At 37.3% G+C, this 26,976-nt stretch carries 21 protein-coding genes; 9 read left to right on the top strand and 12 right to left on the bottom strand.

The window, feature by feature from the left end; all coding sequences use genetic code 11:
• Positions 1–28 precede the first annotated feature (28 nt).
• The 6 genes from EHE21_RS18790 to EHE21_RS18765 form a co-directional block, all read right to left on the bottom strand.
• Complete coding sequence (locus tag EHE21_RS18790; protein WP_194951530.1) at positions 29–823, bottom strand: energy transducer TonB; 795 nt, start codon at positions 821–823, stop codon at positions 29–31.
• 27 nt (positions 824–850) lie between these two features.
• Positions 851–3,886 carry a TonB-dependent receptor domain-containing protein gene (locus EHE21_RS18785; RefSeq protein ID WP_194951529.1) on the bottom strand — a complete coding sequence of 1,012 codons (3,036 nt, stop codon included), beginning with the start codon at positions 3,884–3,886 and terminating at the stop codon, positions 851–853.
• 41 nt (positions 3,887–3,927) lie between these two features.
• Entirely contained in the window at positions 3,928–5,289 is a 1,362-nt protein-coding gene (locus tag EHE21_RS18780; RefSeq protein WP_194951528.1) for a surface lipoprotein assembly modifier, read from the bottom strand.
• A 211-nt stretch (positions 5,290–5,500) separates the two neighbouring features.
• A complete protein-coding gene (locus tag EHE21_RS18775; protein WP_194951527.1) occupies positions 5,501–6,262 on the bottom strand; it encodes a Slam-dependent surface lipoprotein in 762 nt (253 codons plus the stop codon).
• A 433-nt stretch (positions 6,263–6,695) separates the two neighbouring features.
• Complete coding sequence (locus EHE21_RS18770; protein WP_194951526.1) at positions 6,696–7,583, bottom strand: LysR family transcriptional regulator; 888 nt, start codon at positions 7,581–7,583, stop codon at positions 6,696–6,698.
• Between the two features lie 173 nt (positions 7,584–7,756).
• Positions 7,757–8,725 carry a nitrilase family protein gene (locus EHE21_RS18765; protein ID WP_194951525.1) on the bottom strand — a complete coding sequence of 323 codons (969 nt, stop codon included), beginning with the start codon at positions 8,723–8,725 and terminating at the stop codon, positions 7,757–7,759.
• A gap of 200 nt (positions 8,726–8,925) precedes the next feature.
• Here EHE21_RS18765 and umoA point away from each other — a divergent pair, with 200 nt between their 5' ends.
• Positions 8,926–9,462, top strand: coding sequence for a UmoA family flagellar biogenesis regulator (umoA, locus tag EHE21_RS18760; RefSeq protein WP_075673724.1), 537 nt, complete (start codon positions 8,926–8,928; stop codon positions 9,460–9,462).
• 255 nt (positions 9,463–9,717) lie between these two features.
• Complete coding sequence (locus EHE21_RS18755) at positions 9,718–10,590, top strand: ATP-grasp fold amidoligase family protein (RefSeq protein ID WP_194951524.1); 873 nt, start codon at positions 9,718–9,720, stop codon at positions 10,588–10,590.
• A gap of 58 nt (positions 10,591–10,648) precedes the next feature.
• Here the strand turns inward: EHE21_RS18755 and fdhD are convergent, their stop codons facing one another.
• A complete protein-coding gene (gene fdhD / locus EHE21_RS18750) occupies positions 10,649–11,479 on the bottom strand; it encodes a formate dehydrogenase accessory sulfurtransferase FdhD (protein WP_194951523.1) in 831 nt (276 codons plus the stop codon).
• Between the two features lie 178 nt (positions 11,480–11,657).
• Between fdhD and fdnG the strand changes: the two genes are divergently transcribed.
• From fdnG to EHE21_RS18715, 7 genes are all read left to right on the top strand, one after another.
• Positions 11,658–14,705, top strand: a complete 3,048-nt coding sequence (gene fdnG, locus EHE21_RS18745; protein ID WP_109850233.1) for a formate dehydrogenase-N subunit alpha — start codon at positions 11,658–11,660, stop codon at positions 14,703–14,705.
• An 11-nt stretch (positions 14,706–14,716) separates the two neighbouring features.
• Positions 14,717–15,655: a formate dehydrogenase subunit beta gene (fdxH, locus tag EHE21_RS18740; RefSeq protein WP_194951522.1), complete on the top strand. Its 939-nt coding sequence runs from the start codon at positions 14,717–14,719 to the stop codon at positions 15,653–15,655.
• The gene (gene fdoI, locus EHE21_RS18735; RefSeq protein WP_072070496.1) at positions 15,652–16,308 is read left to right on the top strand and encodes a formate dehydrogenase cytochrome b556 subunit; all 657 of its coding nucleotides are present in this window, start codon (positions 15,652–15,654) and stop codon (positions 16,306–16,308) included. The genes fdxH and fdoI overlap by 4 nt, the downstream gene beginning before the upstream one ends.
• A gap of 208 nt (positions 16,309–16,516) precedes the next feature.
• Positions 16,517–17,437, top strand: a complete 921-nt coding sequence (gene fdhE, locus EHE21_RS18730; RefSeq protein ID WP_088494160.1) for a formate dehydrogenase accessory protein FdhE — start codon at positions 16,517–16,519, stop codon at positions 17,435–17,437.
• A 15-nt stretch (positions 17,438–17,452) separates the two neighbouring features.
• The gene (gene selA, locus EHE21_RS18725; RefSeq protein ID WP_194951521.1) at positions 17,453–18,844 is read left to right on the top strand and encodes an L-seryl-tRNA(Sec) selenium transferase; all 1,392 of its coding nucleotides are present in this window, start codon (positions 17,453–17,455) and stop codon (positions 18,842–18,844) included.
• Entirely contained in the window at positions 18,841–20,703 is a 1,863-nt protein-coding gene (selB, locus tag EHE21_RS18720; protein ID WP_194951520.1) for a selenocysteine-specific translation elongation factor, read from the top strand. The genes selA and selB overlap by 4 nt, the downstream gene beginning before the upstream one ends.
• 109 nt (positions 20,704–20,812) lie before the next feature.
• On the top strand, positions 20,813–22,462 hold the full coding sequence (locus tag EHE21_RS18715; RefSeq protein ID WP_194951519.1) for an LTA synthase family protein: 1,650 nt from the start codon (positions 20,813–20,815) through the stop codon (positions 22,460–22,462).
• A 117-nt stretch (positions 22,463–22,579) separates the two neighbouring features.
• Here the strand turns inward: EHE21_RS18715 and EHE21_RS18710 are convergent, their stop codons facing one another.
• The 5 genes from EHE21_RS18710 to bcsD form a co-directional block, all read right to left on the bottom strand.
• A complete protein-coding gene (locus EHE21_RS18710; protein ID WP_194951518.1) occupies positions 22,580–23,008 on the bottom strand; it encodes a TOBE domain-containing protein in 429 nt (142 codons plus the stop codon).
• Between the two features lie 311 nt (positions 23,009–23,319).
• On the bottom strand, positions 23,320–24,348 hold the full coding sequence (locus EHE21_RS18705) for a glycosyl hydrolase family 8 (protein WP_088494165.1): 1,029 nt from the start codon (positions 24,346–24,348) through the stop codon (positions 23,320–23,322).
• 73 nt (positions 24,349–24,421) lie between these two features.
• Positions 24,422–25,381 carry a UTP--glucose-1-phosphate uridylyltransferase GalU gene (gene galU / locus EHE21_RS18700; RefSeq protein WP_228766717.1) on the bottom strand — a complete coding sequence of 320 codons (960 nt, stop codon included), beginning with the start codon at positions 25,379–25,381 and terminating at the stop codon, positions 24,422–24,424.
• A 169-nt stretch (positions 25,382–25,550) separates the two neighbouring features.
• Positions 25,551–26,462 (bottom strand): sensor domain-containing diguanylate cyclase, encoded by a 912-nt coding sequence (locus tag EHE21_RS18695; RefSeq protein WP_088494166.1) that lies wholly within the window; start codon positions 26,460–26,462, stop codon positions 25,551–25,553.
• 39 nt (positions 26,463–26,501) lie between these two features.
• Positions 26,502–26,972, bottom strand: coding sequence for a cellulose biosynthesis protein BcsD (gene bcsD, locus EHE21_RS18690; RefSeq protein ID WP_088494167.1), 471 nt, complete (start codon positions 26,970–26,972; stop codon positions 26,502–26,504).
• Positions 26,973–26,976 lie beyond the last annotated feature (4 nt).

Raw genomic sequence — 26,976 nt, 5'->3', positions numbered from 1 at the left:
GTTGTACTCAGGTGTTTCCGTTATTTTATTAATTTAATTGAAAATCTAATGAAACAATCAAAGGATTCAATAGGTTTTCAGGTTTAGGGCCTATGGGCTTTACACGTTTAACCGCAGCAATAGCCGCATTATCAAGAGAGGAAATACCCGAGGTACTTTCTATCTCAACCCTTGAAATCACACCTTCAGAGGTTAGTGAAAAGCTCACCACCACCTGACCTTCATGTTGCATGCGACGTGCTTGTGATGGATAACGTTTATGGCGCTCTATTTCTCGACGCAGTGAACTAATATAGTGATTATCAGATTCGCCTTGCCCTATTCCTTTCTCGCTTAATGCATGACTTCTTCCTGCTAACGAGCTTGCCGTATGTTGCGTTAAGCTTTCTGCCGATGCTTCTGAAGTCGTTTGCGCTACTTGGCTTTCTAAATCACGCTGTTTTATCGGCTCTACTTTTTCTTGCACCACCTGTTTTTTTACAGGTGTAATTGGTTTTATAGGTATAGGCTTTTCTTTTATTTTTTCAGGTATTTTCTTTGGTGCTTCAACAAACTCCCCTTTTTCGGCAATGGGTAAAACAATAGGCGTTTCTTGTGGCTCCGTTTCCACTAAAGGTTCCGGCACGACTGTAGATTGTTGAGGAGGTGAAAATACCACTTGGTAAACGGATAATGTATTTTCTTGTTGCTGATGAATATGGTGCGCACTTTCTGTCATAGAAAGTGAACGTAACACCCAACTTAATACGCCGATATAAACTAACGATATGCCAATCAGCCAATAATAAATATTAAACGGATGCCTGACAGAAAGTGCCAACATAAATAAAAGCTCCTTACTCTCTTTTAATTAAAATTGTGCAGTCACACCTAATCGGAATGTTCTTCCCGGCGCAGGCATACCTGATCGCGTTAAAGGATCAATGTAGTATTCGTTTAATAAATTACTGCCCGTTATTTCAAAAGATAAATTAGAGCTATATTGATAGTTAATGTAAGCATCAACGGTAAAGACTTTTGCCCAACGCATTGGGTTGTTATTTCTGCCATACATTTCTCGTGGTAATTTTTCTTTTAGCCATTTTTCATCTTTATTTTCCACTTCTGATGAATAAAGCCAGCGACTTCCAATTTCTAATTTATTGTCGAACCAACGAGTCCCTAAATGTAAATTAACCGAATATTTAGGTTGAAGAGAAGTACGTAAAAAACCACCAGGATAACCGCCCGTCATACACTCTTTAATACCCAAAAAACCAAATGGATCATAGTTACTAAAGGCATTTTTATCACATACTTTATTTTTATGGCTATAAACTAAAGCCGTATCCATAAAAATAAAGCCATTATCAAAGCGAGCTTGAACCTCCAGCCCCTCTAATATTTGCTTTTCAAATTGCCTAATTTGCCAATTCGCATCTCTATCAAACACATTTTCAATATTGGTACGAAAATAATTAATTTTAATATCGGCATGGCGCTCCACATTTAGCCAATCTGTCAAATCAAACACAACACCTAACTCAGTACTTTTTGCTCGTTCGGGTTTTAATTTAAAACCGTAATAACGCGCTTTTGACCCAGAAAAACCACTGGTATCTTCAAATAAACTAGGTAATCGTAGCTGCTCAGTATAACGTCCATAAAAACGCAATATATCGTTGGCATAAACCGTCGCAGATACTAAAGGGGAAAATGCGCCATGATGATAACTGGGCTCTGGTGCAAAATTATCTTTATCATAATCAAGATAAATAGGTATTGAATTAGAAACGCCCATTTCATACTTATTAACTAGTTCACCTGTAATTGGATCAGGTACTTTTTCATTAATATCAACATAGCCACTTAAGAAGATGTTTTTACTTTTAGGTAACTCTCCATTTTCATCATAAAGTAAGACTGTATGTTCCGTGATCATAAGACGTTTTTGGGCAGATTTTATGTTGAGATTTCCTTGTTTATCGCGAAGAAAATCATCCTGCATCATATCAACTTGAACTCTATTCACTTTTATCTTTTCTTTTATTTCTAATGGTAAGTTTTCATATTCAGGGTAAATAAACTTAGATTGCACAAACTCACGTATTTTTTTGTCTATTTCTGGATAACGTCGATAATTCTTTAGTTCTTCCGGTAAACCCTCTACATCAATACTGTGGTAGGCTCTATATAATAAATATTCCTCAGCAGTTAAAGTTCGTCGATAAGGAAGAATAAAGCCTCTTATTGATGGGGATTTTTCATAACCTTTTACGTTATTCCGTCGCTTATTATTTAAAAAAGTATCCGTTAAATGATAATAATGATATTTTCCGCCAGCAGTAATAGCTAACCAAGAAAGTGGCTTCCAATCTGTGGAAAGGGCTAAATTAATTTCATGACGTTGCCCTGCTCGCCCTGAGGTAACAAAATCAAGTCCTGTAGGTACTTCCAATTCATCACTGTCTAATTTTTCAAATTGATAATTACTAGAAAATGAAATAGAAAATTGAGGTGATAATTTAAATATCGAAGATAAATCCACGCCATAGCGGTTATTCTCTTGATAAAGAGATGCTGTATCAATAAAACGGGTATCTACTTTTGCATCCCATTTAGATAAATACCGTTCTTCATAATCAACCTCCTTTGAGACTCTGGGTTCACCACCACGAGTATTCGTATGCCCAGAAGTTAAATTACCCCATAAACGTAACAGTACATCCGCTTGCTTATCTTCTGGTTTCCACTGATAAGTTAATATTCCCGCCTGTTGATTAATCGTTGCTAATGGCCATTGAGTCACGACATTTTTTTCGTAACGAGCCCACTCTAATCTCAGAGGCATAATATCGCCAAATAGTAAGTCAGTGTATCGATAGTTAATCGAAAAACGGTGTGTTGATTCAGGGAATAATGTTCCTTTTACTAAAAATGAACGATTACGACTGGAGGTATTAGGTACTTCATTACCAGGACGATAAATATGGGCAATAAAAGGAACATAAGGCGTTAACCTTAATTTATAATCAATAGAATGGATTGCCTTCATATCATCCGTTTCGAGATAAGCTTCTGTATTTCTTTTTCCTGCTAAATAATTTCCTTTTTCTCGCAGTGCATAGGCAAATAATAAATTAAATTTTTCTTCTTCAAAACCAATCCCAAGTCGAAATGAATGATCATGAAAATTCCAATCTTTATTTTTTTGAGGGGTTATTTCTAAAGCAGGATCAACGACTCTTGAACCATAATGATAAAAATAAGGATAATTGCGATAATCTCCGAGCATATCTAAATAGGCTTCTTTATACCGTGTAGAGTTATTACTAATATCTCCTTTAAAATTAATCCCAAAAGAATCACCTATAGGCACAATATCTCGAATATCTAAGGTTTTTATCGCAATACCGCCACCAATACCAGTTTTCATATCAGGTGTTAATGAGGGACCTTTCTCAATATAGATACTGCTAATCAGATTAGAATCAATATAGTTACGATTAGATGCACCACTATAACCACGATAAACAGTAATTGCCTGCTCTGTCCCATCGACAGTCACAGGTATTCGACCTTGCCCTTGAATACCTCGAATATTAGGATCAAGCGCTCCCCCATTACGCGCTTCGCCACTATAAACACCAATAGCGCTTTTTAGTAAATCAGCGGGAGAAACGCCTTGATAACGCTCTAATAGCTCTTTTCCTAAATAAACATTAGAAACATCTTTCTCATAAACGTGTGAATAACCCTGTTTATCTTTTTCTTTATTATCAGAAATTTGAATATGACCAAGATCGGTTTTATCTTCTTTGGCTTGCAGATAAAAGCAAGGAGAATATAGCGATAGAGAAACGAAGATTGAAACAATTTTTCGCTTTTTAAAAAGCATTACATGCATTGTTTTACCTATTCAATTAATAAAGGAAGTCACTTATTTAATTAAAATTGTTTTTCTAATTTAAATAACACTTCATGTTGCTGATATTGATATAACCAATCCACATTGCTTAATCTTCGGGTATAACGTAGTTCTATTGTGGGATAAAACCCTAAAATAAAAGGCGATTTACTTTTAATATTAGTTGTGAAAATAACGCCATTGTCTTTTCTTCTCTTTTTTAATAAAGGATTATAGTTATTAAAGCATTTAATTTGATACTGTAAAAAAAGAGAGATATGCCAATTAGCTGACAATGGATAATAAACGCCAGTTTTTATACCATACAGCTGATAATTTAATAAAGTGTTTTTTTTACGATCTAACTGATAATTTAATTGATTAACTAATTGCATTCCATTATTAAAATAATAGTTATGGTAAGCACTATAACTTACTCGCTTATCATTTAAATTATTTAACGCTTTTTGATATTTCTTTATTTTATAATCCAAGCTTAAATTAATAGTTTGCTTTTTATTAATAAAATAAGAAAGCTGTGTTTCATTCCCCCATGCTTGATATTCATATTGTTCCCGTGATGATTTTATTTCGTAATAAGGTGTTATTGACCACTGATATTGAGGTTTTTGATAGCGATAACCCAGTTGTGTATATAATGCAAAAAAATTAGCATTACGGTGAGAGTGGTAATCTATATATCGAGCATAAGTATAAGAAGAAAAAGTATGGTGAGAATAAATAATAAAAGGTTGATAAAAAGAAAAATAATGAGTAATTCCTGTAGATGCAATAGGTTTTGCACCTCTTAGCGTCGTTTTTCCTTGGGTTGATTGAGAGACAATTTTTTCAGATAAGTAAGGTGCATGATTAATATTATCATCATAAAAAAAGCCAAGTTGATAGAAACGTTGGCCTTGAAAATAAGAGGCTAACTTAACCTTATAAAACTCAATAGATTGGATAATATTTTTAGATAAATCAACGATATTGCTCAGTTGATTAAGTTGTTGCTGTGCTTTTTTATATTCTCGTAAATGAAAATAAAGTTGAATTAATCCTGTTTGGGCTGGGATAAAATCGGCTTTTTGCTTAAGTTGTTGCTGATAATAAATTTCAGCGTTTAAAAAATCACCTCTGTTTTGTGCCAATAACGCCTTTGCGTAATTAACAAGTAATGCTTCATGTTGAGGTTGTTGTTGATAGTAAAGCAGTAATCTTTCTGCTTTTTGCCACTGTTGTTGTTGCAAATAGTGATAAAGTTGCTGACCTACTTTAGCTGTACTCGTTGTTTCAAGATAATAAAATAGTTTGTCGCGGCTCTCTTTTGCACTCCCATTAAATGAAAATAAAATTAGCGGTAAAGCCAGTAACCCTTTGGTTAAGAGTTGATAATAATTCATTATATATCCTTATAAAAACAAAAGAACAATTCCTTCAAATCGGCTTAATTTAGATAAAAAAAAACAGATAACCCTATACCAGATTATCTGTTGCTAACATTTAGCGTAATGACCACTAATACCACTTTTAAAGAATTAACCGATTGTTTTACCAAATAAATCTATAATATTATTTTTGAAAAAATCAAGAAGCATCCATGCTTACTGTCATTTATTCACTGTCACTGCTATTTTTCGTACCACCAAAACTAATATCTTTTTTATGATCTGAACTAAACACCACAATACCCGCTAACGCCTCTGCACTTTCACCAAAGAAAGCCCCTTCAACAACCCCTGATGTTGACCCTTCATTTGCATCTGCAGAAAACGTCACTTGATTATTTGCGGTATAAAGATTTCCTCCTGCTAAATCAATCGTACGTTGGCTATTAGTCAGCGAACCTGTAATTTCTTTTTGTGAGAAATTAACATCGAACGAGCCAGTAAGTAAGTTATTACCACTATATTGACTAATACCCGTTACCGTATAAGTAGCACTGTCTGTCGGTAATGTGGTTGTAACATCTTTACCAACATAATAGGTTTGGTGTGTTGCATCCGTTGCTGATGTTGTTTTTGCCCAGTCACCAAAATAGACATTGGCATCCGTGATTTTGGCAAAGTGAAAAACACCCATATCACTATGTTGATGATTAGATTGAACTGTATAAATTCCATTACTATCCGCTCCACCACTCATTCTTGCTGATGTTAACGAAGCAAAACCAATTTTTTTCCCACCTCCTACTGTACTAATACCAACACCCGGCTCTCCACCAGGCATTTGATGAGAACCATATTGAACAGCATCACTAGCTCCCACAGTCATGATGTTTAAAGGTCCGCTTTGATTAGAGTGAATTTCAGCATGTACTGCATGAGAGCCCATTAATATAAATAATGCACAGGTTAATTTATTACGTTTTTTCATAATAACTTCCTTATTATTCATTGGAGGGTGTGGCTACTTATTATAAATAGAAATAACAAGTAGCCACTTACAGAAATATTAATATTTTATCTATCTTTCCAGCTTCACTTACGAATATAAAGTTTGCTGTGTTGTTCGTAGGTAATATTAAATAAATCTCTTGTATTGTAAATAACACATTTTAATTAGAGAGATTTTAATTAACCCTATTTATGTTATGAGAATTAAATTAATTAAATGATTTACTTTGATTTTTTATTTAAACACATAAAAAACCAATAAATATTTCATGTTTATTTTTGTGAACAGTCTCGCAATTATTTATCTTTATTTGTTTTGAGACTAATTAATATTTATTAGGTGTTTTAGCTTTCTTATAAGTTATATATTAGAAATATAATCATTAATAAAATAAAAAAGCCTATCTCATTCATTATATTTTATTTATTTCCTCAGAAATTATTTTTATAAATATATCACGATCTTTATTCTGAATATTATTATTCCAAATAACACCTATTTCCCATTGTGTATACAAACCAGACAGTGGCAATAAAGTGATTTTTTGTTTATCACAAATAAGTTCTGCACTTTTAGGTACCAATGCCATTCCTAATCCTGCGGCAACTAATGCTAGCTGCGTTTGAATATCTTGCGATTGTTGTAATACACGAGGTTTGATTTGATGATGTTTCAGAAAATCATGGATTTGTTGATACAGTTTTTTTCCTTTTTCAGGAGACAACTGAATAAGCCCAAGCGTATTAAAGTAGTGTAGTGGATCATCATCAGCCTCTAGCACCATAATAGTTTGCGTGGGAATGGCTAACATCAATCGCTCTTGCACTAACGAAATACTTTTTAGTGGCTCTGTAACCGGTAAACGTGAAAACGCTAGATCAAGCTCACCTAAAAGTAATTTATCTTCCATTGTGTTAGAAGGCATATCATCAATATGAACGGTGATATCAGGATGAACATGATTAAATTTTGCCAATAGTGGTGTAATAAAATTTAATGAGGACAGACCAAATCCTGCATACAGCTCTACTTTTTGAGGAGCACTCAATTGGCGAGCTTGTTTTTCTAGAATACGGGCTTCTCTTAAAACTGATTGAGATTGGCTTAGTAAATACTGTCCTTCAGGGGTTAATTTTGCGCCGTGACGTCCGCGCTGGAAAAGAGTGACACCCAATTGAGATTCTAATGTTTTTATCTGCTTAGTTAGCGCCGGTTGGCTAATACAAAGCTTTGATGAAGCTTCACCAAAATGTTCTGTTTCAGCTAAAACAACAAAAGCATTCAATAAACGGGTATCCATGATTAATCATTAATCCTATCTTATTTTTCCTTTTATTATTCTAACATAGAATAAATAAATAAAATTAATAACCGCCGCCAATATATTAATAAATAAAACAAATAGATTAAATTGAGATTATTCTTTAACCAAAACAAAAACAGCTAACAAAATAAAAGCTGTTTTTTATTGAATTACGCTTTACCAAATCGAACTGAAATAGGATCTTGTTCATTTCCTAATTTTGTCGTTAATATCGAATAAAGTTCAGGTCTTCGCCCTGTTAGCCAACGTCTTCCGGTTGAGTTTTCTAATAATGAGAGATCAATATCTGCAATCACCATATCATCATTAATCGCTTTGCTCTCTTTTACTATCCGTCCATAAGGGTCGATGATCATTGCATTCCCTGTACGAACTTCTTCCTCATCACGACCTACACCATTACTAAATAACACAAACATGCCGTTATCATGAGCTCTTGCTGGTAACCAACGCATTAACCAGCCTCTTCCGTGCTCACCTTGAAATGCCGCTTGTAATGATTGAGGATCTTGATGTCGATTTTCCCAAAGTGTCATAGGGATCGGCTTCATACTATGTGGACTACGTGAATTTGTTCCACCAGTTTGATGAGGTGCGAGTAAAATATCGGCACCTAATAATGCATTAGCGCGTGCATTTTCTACCAAGTTATTATCCCAGCAAATTAATACTCCCATTTTAACGCCCCAAGGGGTTTCAAATACGGTGTATTGCTCACCACTTTTGATGATCGGATGTTCGAAAGCATGTAATTTCCGATGCTTATGCAAAGAGCCATCAGGCATACAAACAACCCATGTATTATAGAGTGTATTGTCTTCTGCTCGCTCAATAAGTCCGACACCTATCGCCATTTGATGCGCCATCGCTTTTTGTTTGATTAACGCTAAAGATGCGCTATCAGAAATGCGTTCGCTTAATGCGTAGACTTCATGCTTTGGCAATTGAGGAACGTGCCAATATCCTGTAATGCACATTTCAGGAAGCACTAATACCTTTACCTGCTGACTGGCTGCACTCTCTATAAATTGATGAATTTTCGCTAAATTATAAGCTTTGTCGTTTGCTTTATGCTGAAACTGCACAGTAGCAACGCGTAATGTTTTAGATGTGTTCATACGTTTTTACCTGTTAAGCCCTGTATTTATCTCAATATAAAAACGTATTTATTGCTTAAAAGATAATCACTTATTCTCTACTTTTGATAACCTTTTGGAATGAAATAGGATAACAGCAAGAAATAACAGGGTTCTACACCTCTGTTTCACGGAACAAATACCTTATTTTTTGGCATCATAATGGCAATAAAGGAGTATTTATGTCTGCTAAGTCCCTATTTATAATTCTTTCATTGTTAGGATTATCTGTTTCCTGTTTAGCGGGAGATGGTTTAGTGGATAGAACATGGCCAGCTTCTGGATTAGATACACAAAGCTATCGACAAGCATTAAGACAGCCGACTGCAAGCTCTCGATATACTCTTTTTAATATCACACCCGATATGCCTGTTCCGGGTGGTGCAAGCCATTCTGATCCTCAAGGTATTCGTTATATTGCAATGAAATATGGCCCTTATGGTCAGCCAGAGCACTATAAAACCTACCAAATTATGTTTTCTCACTATTCAAATAGTAGTACGAAGAAAATCCGCTATTTAGGTGAACTATATACCGTTGTCGGCGATATCTATTTAATTGATCCTTTTGCAACAACCAATGAATGGCAACGTGGTCGTAGCCAAATCGTTGAAGAGTATTATGAGATATTAGATGCTCACGGAAATAGAACAGGAAAAGGATTACGCTTTAACAATTGGGATAAACCAATTCATATAACTAAATGGTCATCAAATTAATATACTCTTAATCAATATTCCTTTTTGTTAACTCTTCCTTAATGTCGTCATTTTTTCTTTTATTAAAATAAGTACTTTGAATATTAACCCACGTTAATACTTTCGAAGTTTATATAAATAAAAAATATAAGAATATCAATAACTGACATTATTCTCTTAATTTCTATTTAATTTAATTATTTCTTTATATAGAAGTTTAATTCAAAGAAAAGTTAGTTTTTATTTCACTTATCTATTTAAAATAATCATTAGCTTATGAAAATCATAGAATATTATTTCAAACAGTTTCGCACTATCGCATTACCTGATCGTGTGTATTTAAAGAACAAGTTTATACGTAACTTAGGTTATCAACCTAACTTTAAAATACCGACATCACTTAATGAAAAAATTAATGCACGTATGTTATTTGATAGAAATCCAATTTATACGCGTTTAGCAGATAAGATTAAAGTGAGAGACTATGTGATAGAAAAGATTGGCCCACACTATCTGGTTCCTATCATTAACACCTATTCTCATCCTGATGAAATCGATATTACTCAACTTCCTTCACGCTTTGTACTCAAATGTAACCATGACAGTGGTAGTACAATCATCTGCCTTGATAAAACCACTTTTGATTTTGAAAAAGCAAAGAAAAAGCTTCAGTTTCATTTAAAACGCAATCTCTATCCTGTCACGCGCGAATGGCATTATAAAAAAATCAAAGCTCAAATTCTCTGCGAAGAATATATCGATTTATTTGATACACAAAATCCAATGATACCAACGACTTGTCGTCTTCACTGTTTTAATGGTCAGCCTCTTTATGCTGAAATTGATATTTCTGATACTAAAGGGAATGAGTACATTAATGTGTATGATACAAATTGGCAGTTACAACCTATCACATTAGAAGATCCCAACACCCCAGAACTTGTTGAAAAACCAGCTCAATTTGAAAATATGCTGCAATTAGCTGCTAAAATGGCAAGTGACTTTAATTATTGCCGAGTCGATTTTTTAATGTCTGAAAATAGGCTTATCTTTAGCGAAATGACTTTTACTCCAAATGCAGGACGTATTCCCATCAAACCTAAAGAGTGGGATTACAAATTAGGTGCATTGTGGTCATCGGTCAAATAGGTGTAATGCGATAACATGATCGCATGTAGTTATTACACCTATTTTCAGTAATCGCACTTTAGTCAGTCAGTCGTTGTGGATGAGTAAACACCGTTGCTCTTCCGCGACGACAAAAACCCACCAGCGTCACATTGTATTTATTAGCCACTTCAACCGCTAAAGAGGTTGCCGCAGAAACAGCGAATAAAATTTCTGCGCCACACATAGCGGCTTTTTGCACCATTTCATAACTGGCACGACTAGAGACTAATACTGCACCTTCACTCCACTTTTCTTTCGCTTTCATACCTAAAAGCTTATCAAGTGCGACATGACGACCAACATCTTCACATCCTCCCTGCATTTCACCTTCTGGCGACAACCAAACAGCAGCATGTGTACAACCCGTTAGCTCACCGATTTCTTGAACGGTTGTCATCTGCTCTAAGGCTTTATCAAGGTTTGAAAGTGAAAATGTTTGTGTAAAAGGTAACGGCGTAATCGGTCGGAAAATCTCTTCCAGTTGTTCAGTTCCACAAATACCACAGCCAGTACGACCAGTCATATTGCGGCGTCGCTCTTTTAATCCCATAAAACGTCGGCTTGATAATTCAACTTGAACTTCAATGCCTCCGTTACAACTTTCTACAATTTCGATACTGCGAATTTCATTAGAAGATTCTATAATGCCTTCTGATAAAGAAAATCCGACAGCGAACAACTCTAAATTTTTAGGGCTTGCCATCATAACGACGTGAGAAATTCCGTTGTACACTAATGCAACAGGAACTTCGAGTGCAATATAATCGTCTTCTTGTCTGTTAAGCGATCCTTTGTGTTGCACAATTGTTTGATCTACGCCAATGATTACACGTTTAGTTAACAATTTTGTCGATTTTGTTTCATCCATAAGATGAATTCCTAAATTTATTAATACATAATAACAATACGGGTAAAACGATTTTACACTACCTATCAGGCAATGAACCTGATCCTATTAAGGATAATAGGAATAAAAAAACAATCAGCTCCATTTTCGTGAAGAAAATCAGAGTCAGTAAAAGCAATGTATGATGAGGAGAGACCCCATGCAGGTCAGCAGAAGACAGTTCTTTAAGATCTGTGCTGGCGGTATGGCAGGTACTACAGCGGCGGCGCTCGGTTTTGCACCAGCAGTTGCGCTAGCAGGTTCACGTCAGTATAAATTACTGAGAGCCCGCGAAACCCGCAATACCTGTACGTACTGTTCTGTCGGTTGTGGACTATTAATGTATAGTCTGGGCGATGGCGCGAAAAACGCAAAAGAAACGATATTCCATATTGAAGGTGACTCAGACCATCCAGTAAACCGCGGTGCATTATGCCCTAAAGGTGCTGGTCTTGTGGATTTCATCCACAGTGAAGGTCGTTTAAAACACCCTGAATACCGTGCACCCGGCTCGGATAAATGGGTAAAACTCTCATGGGAAGAAACGTTTGATCGTATTGCGCGCTTAATCAAAAAAGACCGCGATGCCAACTTCCAGAAATTCAATAAAGAAGGTGTAGAAGTCAACCGTTGGTTAACAACCGGTATGCTTTGCGCCTCTGCAGCAAGCAATGAAACTGGGTTTTTAACTCAGAAATTCTCAAGAGCTCTTGGGATGCTAGCTGTCGATAACCAAGCGCGTGTCTGACACGGACCAACGGTAGCAAGTCTTGCTCCAACATTTGGTCGCGGTGCGATGACCAACCACTGGGTTGATATGAAAAACGCCAACCTTATCGTCGTTATGGGCGGTAATGCGGCAGAAGCACACCCTGTGGGATTCCGCTGGGCGATGGAAGCTAAAATCCATAATAACGCCAAGCTCATTGTTATTGATCCTCGCTTCACCCGTACTGCGGCTGTTGCGGATTTCTATACGCCTATCCGTTCTGGTACTGATATTACGTTCTTATCGGGCGTTATCTTATATCTGCTCGAAAATAAGAAATATCAAAAAGAATACGTTGAGGCTTATACCAATGCTAGCTTGATTGTCCGTGAAGACTACCATTTTGATGATGGTTTATTCAGCGGATATGATGCGGAAAAACGTAAATACGATAAAACCACTTGGAACTACGAGATGGATGAAAATGGTTTCGCAAAACGCGACACCACATTACAACATCCTCGTTGCGTCTGGAATCTGTTAAAACAACACGTTAGCCGTTACACGCCTGATGTGGTTACTCAGATTTGTGGTACACCAAAAGACGATTTCCTAAAAGTCTGTGAATATATTGCTGAAACAGCAGCGAAAGATAAAACAGCTTCTTTCCTGTATGCATTAGGCTGGACTCAACATACCGTTGGTGCCCAAAACATTCGTACCATGGCAATGATCCAATTACTGTTAGGTAATATGGGTATGGCTGGTGGCGGTGTTAACGCACTACGTGGTCACTCTAATATTCAAGGCTTAACTGACCTCGGTCTATTATCTCAAAGCTTACCGGGCTATATGACTCTGCCTTCTGAAAAGCAGACTTCATTAGAAACCTACTTAGCTGCGAATACGCCAAAAGCGACAGTACCAGGACAAGTTAACTACTGGGGCAATTATCCTAAATTCTTCGTCAGTATGATGAAGACATTCTATGGCGATAATGCTCAACGTGATAATGATTGGGGCTTCTCACTGTTACCTAAGTGGGACAAACCTTACGATGTTCTACAATACTTCGACATGATGGATAGAGGTGAAGTCAACGGCTATATCTGCCAAGGCTTTAACCCAGTTGCATCATTCCCGAATAAGAACAAAGTTGTTCGTTCATTATCAAAACTGAAATTCCTTATCACAATGGATCCGCTAAACACTGAAACTTCATGTTTCTGGCAGAACCACGGTGAAGAGAACGACGTTAAAACAGCAGATATCCAGACAGAAGTATTCCGTCTGCCAACAACCTGTTTCGCAGAAGAAGACGGTTCTATCGTTAACTCTGGTCGCTGGTTACAGTGGCACTGGAAAGGTGGTGATGCCCCTGGTGTTGCTATCCCTGATGCTGAGATTTTATCTGGTATTTTCCATCGTTTACGCCAACTCTATAGAGAAGAAGGCGGCGCGATGCCAGAGCAGGTGTTGAATATGACTTGGGATTACTTTGATCCTGATAATCCAACATCCGCAGAAGTTGCACAAGAAAGTAATGGTAGAGCATTAGTTGATTTAAAAGACGCTGATGGCAATATCATTCTGAAAAAAGGTCAACTGCTTAGCTCGTTCGCTCAGTTACGTGATGATGGTACCACAGCAAGTGGCTGTTGGATCTTCGCTGGTAGCTGGACAGAGAAAGGCAACCAAATGGCTAACCGTGATAACTCCGATCCATCAGGATTGGGTAATACATTAGGTTGGGCATGGGCATGGCCTCTTAACCGTCGCATTATTTATAACCGCGCATCGGCAGACCCACAAGGTCAACCGTGGGATCCTAAACGTAAGTTAATCGAATGGGATGGCAGCAAATGGACTGGTATTGATGTACCTGACTATAGCAACGCTGCACCGGGTTCTGATGTTGGTCCATTTATTATGCAGCCGGAAGGTATGGGACGTCTGTTTGCTATCGATAAGATGGCAGAAGGTCCATTCCCTGAGCACTATGAGCCAATTGAAACACCATTGGGTACTAACCCACTACATCCAAATGTGGTTTCAAACCCAGCAGCGCGTATTTTTAAAGATGACTGGAAAGATATGGGTAAAGCAGAAGATTTCCCATATGTCGGTACAACTTATCGTCTGACAGAACATTTCCACTTCTGGACTAAACACGCGCGCTTAAATGCGATTATTCAGCCACAACAATTTATTGAAATTGGTGAGCGTTTAGCCGCAGAAAAAGGCATTGTTCAAGGCGATACCGTAAAAGTCAGCTCAAAACGTGGTTATATCAAAGCTAAAGCGGTGGTTACTAAACGTATTAGAACCCTTGATGTTGATGGGCGCAAAGTGGATACCATTGGTATTCCTATTCACTGGGGCTTTGAAGGTGTCGCAGTGAAAGGCTTTATTGCGAATACGTTAACACCATTCGTTGGTGATGCGAATACACAAACGCCTGAGTTTAAAGCGTTCCTTGTTAATGTGGAAAAGGTGTAAGGAGATAAATTATGTCACTGCAATCCCAAGACATTATTCGTCGCTCTGCTACCAATTCCCTCACTCCCGCGCCTCAGGTGCGGGATTACAAGGAAGAAGTGGCAAAACTTATCGACGTAACAACCTGTATCGGCTGTAAAGCCTGTCAGGTTGCTTGTTCTGAATGGAACGATATTCGCGATAAAATTGGCACTAACGTCGGTGTTTACGATAACCCAACTGACCTAACTGCGAAATCATGGACAGTGATGCGTTTCTCTGAAGTGGAAGAGAACGGCAAACTGGAATGGTTAATTCGTAAAGATGGTTGTATGCACTGTGCTGATCCGGGCTGTTTAAAAGCTTGCCCAGCAGAAGGTGCCATCATTCAATACGCTAACGGTATTGTTGATTTCCAATCAGAACACTGTATTGGTTGTGGTTATTGTATTGCAGGTTGTCCTTTCGATGTGCCTCGCATTAATGAAGAAGATAACCGTGCTTACAAATGTACGTTATGTGTTGACCGTGTAGAAGTTGGTCAAGAGCCTGCATGTGTGAAAACTTGCCCAACAGGTGCGATTCATTTTGGTTCGAAAGAAGCCATGATCAATCTTGCTAGTGAGCGTGTTTCTGAACTGCAAACTCGTGGTTACGACAATGCTGGTCTTTACGATCCACAAGGTGTGGGTGGTACACACGTGATGTATGTTCTCCATCATGCTGACAAACCTAACCTGTATCATGGTTTACCAGAAAACCCAGAAATTAGCTCAACCGTTAAATTCTGGAAAGGTATTTGGAAACCATTAGCAGCAGTGGGTTTTGCCGCAACCTTCGCGGGTGCAATTTTCCACTATTTAGGTGTCGGTCCAAACCGTACAACTGAAGAAGATGAAGAAGAAGCGCTCAAAGAGATGGAAGCATCTTCTAAAACACAGACCTCTGTGAATAAGGAGGAGCAGAAATGATGAAGAAGAAAGGCGATAAAATTCTTCGCCACACCGCTTCTGAGCGTATTAACCATTGGTTAGTAGTGATTGTATTTCTGTTTACTGCTATCAGCGGATTGGGTTTCTTCTTCCCATCTCTGAACTGGTTCATGAATATTTTAGGTACACCAGAACTGTCGCGTCTGTTACACCCATTCGTGGGTAGCGTGATGGCGTTCCTCTTTCTCTTTATGTTCTTCAGATATCTGAAGCACAACTTTATCGATAAAGATGACTTAGTCTGGGCTAAAAATATTCATAAAGTGCTGCAAAATGAAGAAGCTGGCGATATTGGTCACTACAACCTTGGTCAGAAAGGGATCTACTGGACATTAAGTATCAGTCTGATCTTACTGACAGTTAGTGGTGTTATCATTTGGCGTCCTTATTTCGCAGAGTATTTCTCGATCCCAGTAATTAGAATTGCCTTATTAGTTCACTCATTATCAGCAATCTTACTGATAATCACCGTATTTGTTCATGCTTATGCGGCATTCTGGGTGAAAGGTTCAATTCGTAGCATGATTGAAGGCTGGGTAACTCGTGGTTGGGCTAAAAAGCACCACCCTCGTTGGTATCGTGAAATTCTCGAAGAAGAGAAAAAAGAAGCCGAAAAGCAGTCACAGAAATAATGCCCTAAAGTGTATTTCTGAACAAACGGAGGCTTGATCAGCCTCCGTTTTTTATTCAATTTACGCCCGTTTTTAAGACGTAAAAAAACAATAAAATCACGCTATTATTACCCACTGTCATGGCTTCATGTTTGCTTTTGATTTATTCTGAAGCCAAATCCTGTGGGTATTCACTATAAAATTTATGATAATAGGAAGATAGAACGTTATGAGTATTCGCATCGTTCCTAAAGAGCAATTAGGTAAAGAGCAATCAGAAAAAGGGATCAGTTTTATTCCACCCGTATTATTCCCTAATCTGAAAAACCTTTATCAACGTCGTGCTGAACGTTTTCAAACACTAGCAAAAGATAATCCTTTCGCAGACTACCTTGAATTTGCAGCAGAAATTGTCAAGGCTCAAGAGAAAGCACTTCATGACAATCCACTTGTCATTGATCTTGCCCCACTCCTTGCACAACAAGCCGGCGTAGCGCCTTTAGATAGAAAAACATTTAAACGCAGTAAACATTGGCACGCTTTATTAGCCTCGATTATTGCTGAATTACGTCCAGTTGTGCCTGAAAGTGCCACTATTACTTTAGAAAACCTCTCTAAAGCTTCTGAAACTGAATTAGAAGAAATGGCAACAGCATTACTTAATGATGAATATTCAAAAGTTTCAGCTGATAAATCTGTCTTTATTTGGGCAGCACTGTCTCTGTACTGGGCACAATTAGCAGCAAATATTCCAGGTAAAGCGAAAACAGAATACGGTGAAAATCGTCAATTCTGCCCAGTTTGTAACAGTATGCCAGTGGCAAGCATGGTACAAATCGGCACAACACAAGGTTTACGCTATTTACACTGTAATTTATGTGAAACACAGTGGCATGTTGTACGCATTAAGTGCACCAACTGTGAATTAACAGGTAAATTAAATTACTGGTCTTTAGACAGCGAAAATGCCCCAGTGAAAGCAGAAAGCTGCGGTGATTGTGGAAGCTATCTGAAAATTTTATATCAAGAAAAAGATGCCAATGTAGATGCTGTTGCTGATGATTTAGCGTCTATTGTTCTTGATGCAAAAATGGAAGAAGAAGGCTTTGCTCGTAGTAGCATTAATCCATTCCTGTTCCCAAATGAATAACAATTAGGTATTAGCATGACAAATGATACGCGCTCACTTTATAGCCAACTGCCGTCTATTGATAAGTTACTGCACCAAGCAGACATTCAAGCCCTTGTGGCTTCTTATGGTCAGACATTTATTGCAGAGCATTTACGAAAGTTACAAGAAGAAGCGCGTATCATTATTCGTCAAGAAAACGAGTTACCACAATGGCACAACCATTGGGCTAATGAATTAAAAAATCGCATTACACTACAACGAAAATCCTCAATTAAACCTGTTTTTAATTTAACAGGTACTGTTTTACACACCAATCTAGGGCGTGCATTAATGGCAGAATCCGCCATTGAAGCCGTTAGCCAAGTTATGCGCTCACCAGCAACCTTAGAGTATTCTCTTGATGGTGCGTCAAGAGGACACCGTGATCGCGCTATCGCTGACTTATTATGTGAATTAACAGGGGCAGAAGATGCCTGTATCGTGAATAACAACGCAGCCGCTGTTTTACTGATGCTAGCAACGGTAGCACCCAATAAAGAGGTTGTTGTTTCTCGCGGTGAATTAGTTGAGATTGGCGGTGCTTTTCGTATCCCCGATGTGATGACACAAGCAGGCTGTACACTCAAAGAAGTCGGAACAACAAACCGAACTCACCTTAAAGATTATCGTAACGCCATTAATGAGAATACGGGTTTGCTAATGAAAGTTCATACTAGCAACTATTGTATTCAAGGCTTTACCGCTGAAGTGCATGGCGACGAACTTGCAGCGCTTGGTAAAGAGATGAACTTACCAACCGCTATCGATTTAGGTAGTGGCTCAATGACTAATTTAGCCGCCTTAGGCTTACCTTCAGAGCCAATGCCACAAGATTATCTGCAACAAGGTATCGACCTTGTTACCTTCTCTGGCGATAAACTATTAGGTGGTCCACAAGCAGGGATAATCCTTGGTAAAAAAGTGTGGATTGAGGCTATTCAGCGCCATCCTTTAAAGCGTGCATTACGTGTTGATAAAATGACATTAGCCGCTTTAGGTGCCACATTACGCCTTTATCAGCAACCTGAAAAAATGGCTGTTGAAATTCCGACATTACGTTTGTTAACTCGGACACAAACAGAAATTAATGATATGGCGCAACGGTTATTGCCTCATTTTCAGGCATATTATGGGGATAACTACCATATCACGATATCCTCATGTGCTTCTCAAATAGGCAGTGGTTCGTTACCTATTGAAAGTTTACCGAGTGCAGCACTTACCTTTGAAGCCAAAGATGGAAAAGGTAGCCAGTTAGATGCGCTAGCTGCGCATTGGCGTAATTTAGAAAAGCCGATTATTGGTCGAATTACTGATGGTCGCCTGTGGCTTGATCTGCGCTGTCTTGAGGATGAAAATGCATTAATACAGGCACTTTTACTATGATTTTTGCGACAGCAGGTCACGTAGACCACGGAAAGACCACTCTTATACAGGCCATTACTGGGGTAGATACTACCCATTTACCTGAAGAGAAAAAACGCGGCATGACCATTGATTTAGGTTATGCCTATTGGCGTCAAGATAATGGCACCTCAATTGGTTTTGTGGATGTTCCCGGCCATGAGAAATTCCTTTCAAATATGCTCGCGGGTGTCGGTGGGATCTCTCATGCACTCTTAATTGTGGCTTGTGACGATGGCGTTATGGCACAAACCATCGAACATATTTCTATTTTACGTCTTGCTGGCTGTCCTCAAGTTACCGTTATTCTCACCAAAGCAGATCGCGTTACACCTGAGCGAATTGAAGAAGTTCGTTCACAAACAATCGACGTATTAGCCAATTTAGGCTGGCAACAACCTGATATTTTTGTCACCTCAGCCCCTTCTGGTGAAGGTATTTCAGCACTTCGTGACTACCTTGTTGAGTTACATCAACAAGAGCAACAACACCCTCAATGGCATAAGCGTTTTCGTTTAGCAATAGACCGTGTTTTTAGCATTAAAGGGGCAGGATTAGTTGTCACAGGTACCGCACTTGCAGGGCAAATTTCTGTTGGCGATACATTTTGGCTAACTGGCGCAGATAAACCAGTAAGAATAAGAGCCTTACATGCACAAAATCAGCCCGTAGAGCGTGCTGGTGCAGGTCATCGTATTGCAATTAACATCACAGGTGATGTCAGTAAAGAAAACGTCTCTCGTGGTGATTGGCTGCTTTCTCAAGCACCTAACTATCAATCTCATAAAATATTAGTCAGTTTAATTGCAGATGAACCTTTAAAGCATTGGCAGCCTGTACATATTCACCACGGTACACGCCATATTACGGGTCGTGTTGCTCTTTTAAATGATGCTAATGAAACACCACAGTTAGCTGAGCTTATTCTTGATGAACCCCTTTGGCTGGTGGATAACGATAGACTTATCTTGCGTGATATCAGTGCTCAACGCACTTTAGCCGCCGCAAAAGTCTTACATTTACACTCGCCACGTAGAGGTAAACGGCAAGCTGAGTTCTTAACTTGGTTACACCAACTTGATAGTGCAGATAACGTTAGTGCCCATTTAGCGTTATGTTTACCAAAAGGTGAGCTCTCTCTAAGTCAGTTTGCTTGGGCTCAGCAATTAACGGAGAGTGCGCTAACTCAGTTATTAGAAACCTTTGATCTAGTTAGCGTTGCAGGCGTTATTCTTTCTAAAGAGAATGCTGATAACGCAAAACAGAAATTACTCGATACCCTTGAGGAATATCACCAACAACATAATGATCAAATGGGTGTGGGTCGTTCTCGTTTAAAACGAATGGCACTACCTACTTATCATGATGAATTGGTCTATCACTTAATTGATCAATTACGTAAAGAAGGTGCTATTAGCCAAAGTCGTGGCTGGCTTCATCTTCCAACTCATGGTCTTGCCTTTTCTCCAGAACAAGATGCGTTATGGCAAAATGCTAAAGCCTACTTTGAGCAATCTGAACCTTGGTGGGTACGTGATCTCGCCAATGAAATGAAAAATGATGAGAAGGTGATCCGCTCATTATTACGTAAAGCAGCGCAATTAGGTTTAATTATTCCGATTATTGCTGATCGCTATTATACACACCAAGCAATAGAAAAATTTGCATCTATCATTGTGAAATATAATGAAAGCAATGGCAGTGTTACCGCCGCAGACTTCCGTGATGAATTATCCGTTGGGCGTAAATTAGCAGTGCAAATTTTAGAATATTTTGATCGCACAGGTTTTACTCGCCGCAAAAAAGATCTTCATATTTTACGAGACAAAGGGTTATTCTAAATACAGATGTTAACTTAGGCTAAATAAAATTATTTAGCCTATTTAAGGTTATCGCCTACAATATTTGTAAAATACCCCTTTATTCTTTATCGCTATACTCGGAAGAGATATGAAAAAAATATTAGGAAGTGCTTATCTTGCACTTATTCTTATAGCCTCACTCTTTATTGTTTTTGAGAAAACAACATTTATTTATACGGCACTTCTTTCAGTTGGTGCTTATTTTATTCTTTTCTCTCTTTGCTTTATTTTATCTGCTCGTATCTTATTTTCGGCTATTACCACCGGTACACTCTTCCTGATAACTAAGTTTATTAATCAGCTCAAAGTCCATTATTACAAAGAAACATTAATGTTCTCTGACTTTGATTTGGCTTTTGATAGCTCGAATTTAGGGACATTAGGTCATTATTGGGAAGCCGGTGTTGCATTGGTTGCGATGCTAATATGGCTTCTTATCAATATGTCTATTGCTTGGCGTTTTTCCCAAAAATCACGCCCAGCCTTGCGTATAAGTAGCTTACTCTTAATCGTCATCGGATTTACTACCATCCATTTCACCGTAGAAAAATGGCAAGCCGAATGGGAAGGTACACTTCCGGGAGGTCGAGGTACTGTCACTAATTTAATCATGTCTGGCTACCAAACGGCTTATCACCCTCCTTATTTCAAGGAAGATGCAAATTATTTTCTTGAACAAGCCAATAAAACCGTATTACCAGAAACACAGACAGACATAAAACCTGACATTGTCGTTTTATTACAGGAATCGACAGTTAACCCTCATATTTATCAATTTGATACCGATGTTGCACTGCCTGATTTATTTATGTTCCAAAAAGATGAAAATGTCAGCGCGCAAAGCCCTTTACGTGTACAAACCTTTGGTGGCGGTACTTGGCTTTCTGAATTTTCTGTATTAACAGGGCTAAATACGGATGATTTTGGTGCGCGTAAAAACTCTGTATTCTATTTTGTTGTCGATAATCTTAATGAAAGTTTATTCCGCCAACTAAAAGCTGAAGGTTATTACACCGTTTTACTCACCCCGTTTAATCGTAGTGCTTACCATGCTGGTTACGCTTATGAAAAAATGGGAATTGATGAAATCATTCAACCTCAAGAGCTTGGCTACCCGGGAACATTAGAGGAAAACCTCTGGAAAATATCGACAGTAGATATGCTGGGTTACGTTGAAGAGGTACTGAAGAAACGCACAGATAAACCCTTGTTCATATTCTCATTAACCATGTATGAACATGGCCCTTATGATGAATCGCACAGAGATATGTACCAAATTGCAGGTCATACCGAAAGCAGTAATGCACCGGGTAAATTTAGCCACTATATGGAAAAAATCGTTACCAGTGATCCAGCAATTAAAGATTTCTCCAATTTTGTTGCACAAAGAGAAAAGCCAACGATGTTCCTCTATTTTGGTGATCATCAACCTAATATAGAGTTAAAAAATTATCAGTCACCTTTTAATAACCCTTCGTATATTACTCAGTTCACCTTGAGAGATAACCTGTCGCAAGGCGCGCCAATAACAATGGGTGAATTAACTGATATTAGCTTCTTAGGTGGCATGATCTTAGAACGCGCTCGTTTGCCATTATCTCCTTTCTACAAAGCAAACATTCAAATGCGCCATTTATGTGAAGGTAAATTAAATGACTGTGAAGATGAGAAATTAGTTAACAGTTATAAAAATTATATCTATGACAAACTGAAAGTCGCAGGTAGTACAGATAATTAATTTTTATTACCTGAATAAAAGATGATCGGGATAATAAATTCAAAAAGATAAGTAATATCAAAAAGAAAGAGGCTAAATATTTAGCCTCTTTCTTTATTTCAAAAAATAAACCTGTAATTATTTGCGTGTCGCAACAATCACACTTGATGCTTTCACTAGTGCTAAAACATCACTGCCTTTTGCCAATTTCATCTCTTGTAAGCTTTCATTTGTAATAACAGCTGTCAGTTCTAAGCCTTTAGCTGTTTCTAAATGAACGGTAGAGTTCACCGCACCTTGTGCGATATGAGTTACTTTACCTGCAAATTGGTTACGTGCAGAGAAATTTAAACCGCAATCAGGTAGTGCTAAGACAACCCACGGTGCTTTAATAATGGCAATTGCTTCGCCATCTTTTTTGATCTTTAAACTATCACAGCTCTCTTTAGTAATAATCGTGGCAAGTTTTTCACCATGGGCTAAAGATAAAATCACTTCGCTATTAACGGCACCTTCAATAATATCAACAACTTTACCGACTAACTGATTGCGTGCTGAAACTTTCATTTATCCACCTCTATTATTGATGAGAAATTATATTAATAACACTATCAAATTACTGAGATAACTTTAGCATAAATATCATTAAATAAATTATTCTTAGATCATAGTTTAATGTTTATTTATTATTTAATAAACATAGCGTTATAAAAAAATAGAGATAACAAATTACTATTAAATTATTAAAAACGAATAAGTATAAATAATTTAGAAAGTTATGTTTTTAGCACTATCGATATAAACAAAATAGATAGCTTAATGCCTTTCTGTATTAAAAGGCATTTAAGCTATCTATCATTCAAATTAACTAAATATACTTATTGCCCGTTTTGAGCAAATGCCGCTAATAAGTGTAAAGCTGAAGAATAATAATCCGTATCTTTACTTAAATCGACATCTTCAATAGGTGTTTTCATCGTTAAATCTCTCACCGCCATCATGCCGGGAGTAAGGTTATATTCAGCGCGCTCTTGAGCATCAATACTTACCCAAGCAGGCGTTTTATAACGATCAAATTGCTGCCAATACTGCACAAAAGGTTGTAGTGCTAATTCATCATGTGCCCAAGCTAAATAAAGCGGAATACGTATTGCATCAAAGCTAAATCGCGCAGGCCATTTTTCACTAGGCTCTATCTTTCCATCTGGATATAAACTTACCCAGTCAGTGGGTAATTGATATTCACCAAATCGCATATTTCTAAGTAAAGACTGGCTATCATTAATTAACACTTTCCAACGAACATCGTTGCTTGTGCGATAAAAATCTTTCCATGCAGGGAAAATAAAATAGGATGGATTAATAATAATTTCTTCTGGCGTTTTAAAACCATTAATACCGGGTAAAAGTACGGTATAATTTTTTGTCTTAACTAAAGTATGTTCCAAAATAGCGTGTTGAATAGAATCAGAAGCTGAAAGATAACTTTCATCATTCCATTTCTCACCCGCTTTTAATAATGCCCACGCAATTAAGATATCACCGTCTGTCGCATTATTAGGATCAGGGGTATGTTCACTATTTTCTGGCTCATAACGCCATTTAAATAAGCCTAAATCACCACGATAAAGAGAAGCAGCTGTCCAGCGCCATAACTTATTAAATGTTTCATGATCATCACTCATTACAGCCATTAACATGCCATAGCCTTGACCTTCAGAGTGTGAAATATTTTTGTTAGCGCTGTCTATAACTCGCCCATCATCCTTAATATAGCGCTCTTTAAATTGTTCCCATCCTACTTGAGTATCTGCTGCCTGTATTGAAGGAGAAACCATAAGCAACAAACCTAAAATAAAAAAGGTAGAAAATAGAAAATTACAACGAGATAAGTGCCTAAAAGACATTGCCTTTCTCTCCTGCTATTGCCGACCGCTATCTGAGTTCGGTCGGCAGATTGCATATTATTTCAAGATAAACTCAAAAGATAGCAACTATCTTTTGTTCTTCACTTACTTCATCTTCTTCTATGACTTCTGTTTTGGGTAACAATGTTTTTTCACAAAAGTCCTGCATCCAAGAAGCAAATTCTTCTTTTAAGGCAGAATTATGTAAGCCATATTCAACAAAGGCTTTCATATATCCTAGCTTATTACCACAGTCATGTGATTTACCCACCAAGGTATATGCTTCAGCGACTTCTTTTTTCAATAATAAATCAATCGCATCCGTTAATTGAATTTCACCGCCTACGCCAGCAGGTAGACCATCTAATAATTCCCAGATAGTTTCAGAAAAAACATAACGACCAACAACAGAAAGGTTAGAAGGCGCATCTTCAGGATTTGGTTTTTCTACGATACGACGAATAGGTGCCCAATTACCTTGAGGACAGAAAACACCTTCACAATCTACAACACCATATTGTTGCACTTGGCTCATTGGCACAGGTTCAACCATGATTTGGCTACGTTCTGTTTTTTCAAAACGTTTTATCATTGCTGATAAATTATCATGTTGAGGATCGCAATAGTGTGCATTTAATAAAACATCAGGCAGTAAAACAATAAATGGATTATTGCCAATAACTGGACGTGCACAGCAAATTGCATGGCCTAAACCTAAGGCGTGACCTTGGCGAATTTGGACAATTTTGACATTGTCAGGACAAATTGAACGCACTTCTTCTAATAATTTATTTTTAATACGCTGTTCCAGCATATTTTCTAATTCAAAGCTGGTATCAAAGTGATCCGCAATTGAATTTTTAGAAGAGTGAGTCACTAAAATAATTTCCTCGACGCCAGCCTGAGCACACTCTTCAACAATATATTGAATTAAAGGGCGATCAACAATAGGCAGCATTTCTTTAGGAATTGATTTCGTTGCAGGTAACATACGAGTACCTAATCCAGCAACAGGGATAACCGCTTTCATCATAATAAAATCCTCTAATAAACATTTATCTAAAACTAATATTTAGTATTATTTTAAATTTACTCTTATATTTCATCAGGAATACTAGATATATTTTAAAAACAGTCACCTCCCTCTTCGTTAAAAAGAGATAACGTTATTTTTAATATATCTTTACTAAAAAACTTTCTATTTAAAATCCGGAATAAAATCCATATTTGTTACCACCCATTTCTTTTATAGAATAAAGTGTTTCATCCGCAGACTTTAATAATTCAGATAATGTTTTTCCATCTTTAGGATATTCAGCAATACCTAAACTAATTGAAGGGGTTAACATAAAATCTGAATTAATATCGATGGGCTTTTCCATTGATTTCCAAAGTGATTCTATTATTTCTAACAAAATCACAGAACAAGAACGTAATCCTTTAGGGAAAAGCACAGCAAACTCATCGCCACCAAGCCGCCCACAATAGACTTCATTATTTTCTAATTGTGACAACCGTTTTGATATTTCACATAATACTTTATCGCCTGCATGATGCCCGAATTGATCATTGATAGATTTGAATTTATCGCAATCTATAATACCAAGGCAAAATGAAGATGGCTGTGAAATATTTAAGCGTTCATTTTCGATTTTTTCAACAATACTTAATCGATTAGATATTCCAGTTAATGAATCAATATAGCTTTTATTAAATAACTCGTTTCTTAGCTCTACCTTATCAGTAATATCCAAGCTAATAAACACATAGTGAGAAATTAAATTACTTTCATCAAATACAGGGATAATACTAATATCTTCCCATACATCTTGTTGTGTATCGTTATTTCTCTTGGCTTCTAATCGATATACTCCCTTATTATCATTATTGCCATTCACACAACAATTAATTTGATTCTCATCAATTAAGTTAAATAATCTGTATTTTTTACCTTTTATATTTTCAAAGTGAACATTATTAAATTCACAATATTTTTCATTTGCATAAATAATGATGCCATTAATATCTGTTACTAACATCATGAAAACGTTATTAGTAAATTGCTTTATTAATAAGCATTTAGAATTATCATCGTTAAATATCATTTCATTCATTTTTGACCTCCTATGCTCATCAATAAAGCATATATATTATTATTCGGCTGATGAGTTATGCGCATAGCGGAAAATAAAGACATCTTTTGCATCAGTAGATTGACGATGCACTTGCATTTTGGCATTACCACCTTGATTCGTTAACCAGCCTTCATATAACCCTTCTAAAACACTGGCACTTGCAACACGCCACTGAGCATCATCTTGGCTTTGCGTAAAATGAGGCCATGCACAATGAACCAGTAAAAGTTCGCTCATTGCAGGAGATATCGTGACAAAACCCCATTTAAATAGTGTTAATACGCGATTAATATGTGATTCAAGTAATTGAATATTTTCGCTTTCAGGTAAAGGATAACGTAAGGCAATATCCTTACCTATATTTCTTAATTTATTTCCAGCAGTAGAAATATCATTGTCATTTAAGATTTGAAAAAATAATAATTGAGTTAGATCTTGCCAGCCACTTTCAAAAGGTAATTGTAAGATATCACTGTCATGCTTATTCATTATT

Origin of the sequence: Proteus sp. GOKU (assembly GCF_015475555.1) — a bacterium.
GTDB lineage: Bacteria > Pseudomonadota > Gammaproteobacteria > Enterobacterales > Enterobacteriaceae > Proteus > Proteus mirabilis_B.
This window is presented reverse-complemented; position numbering and strand designations above follow the sequence as displayed.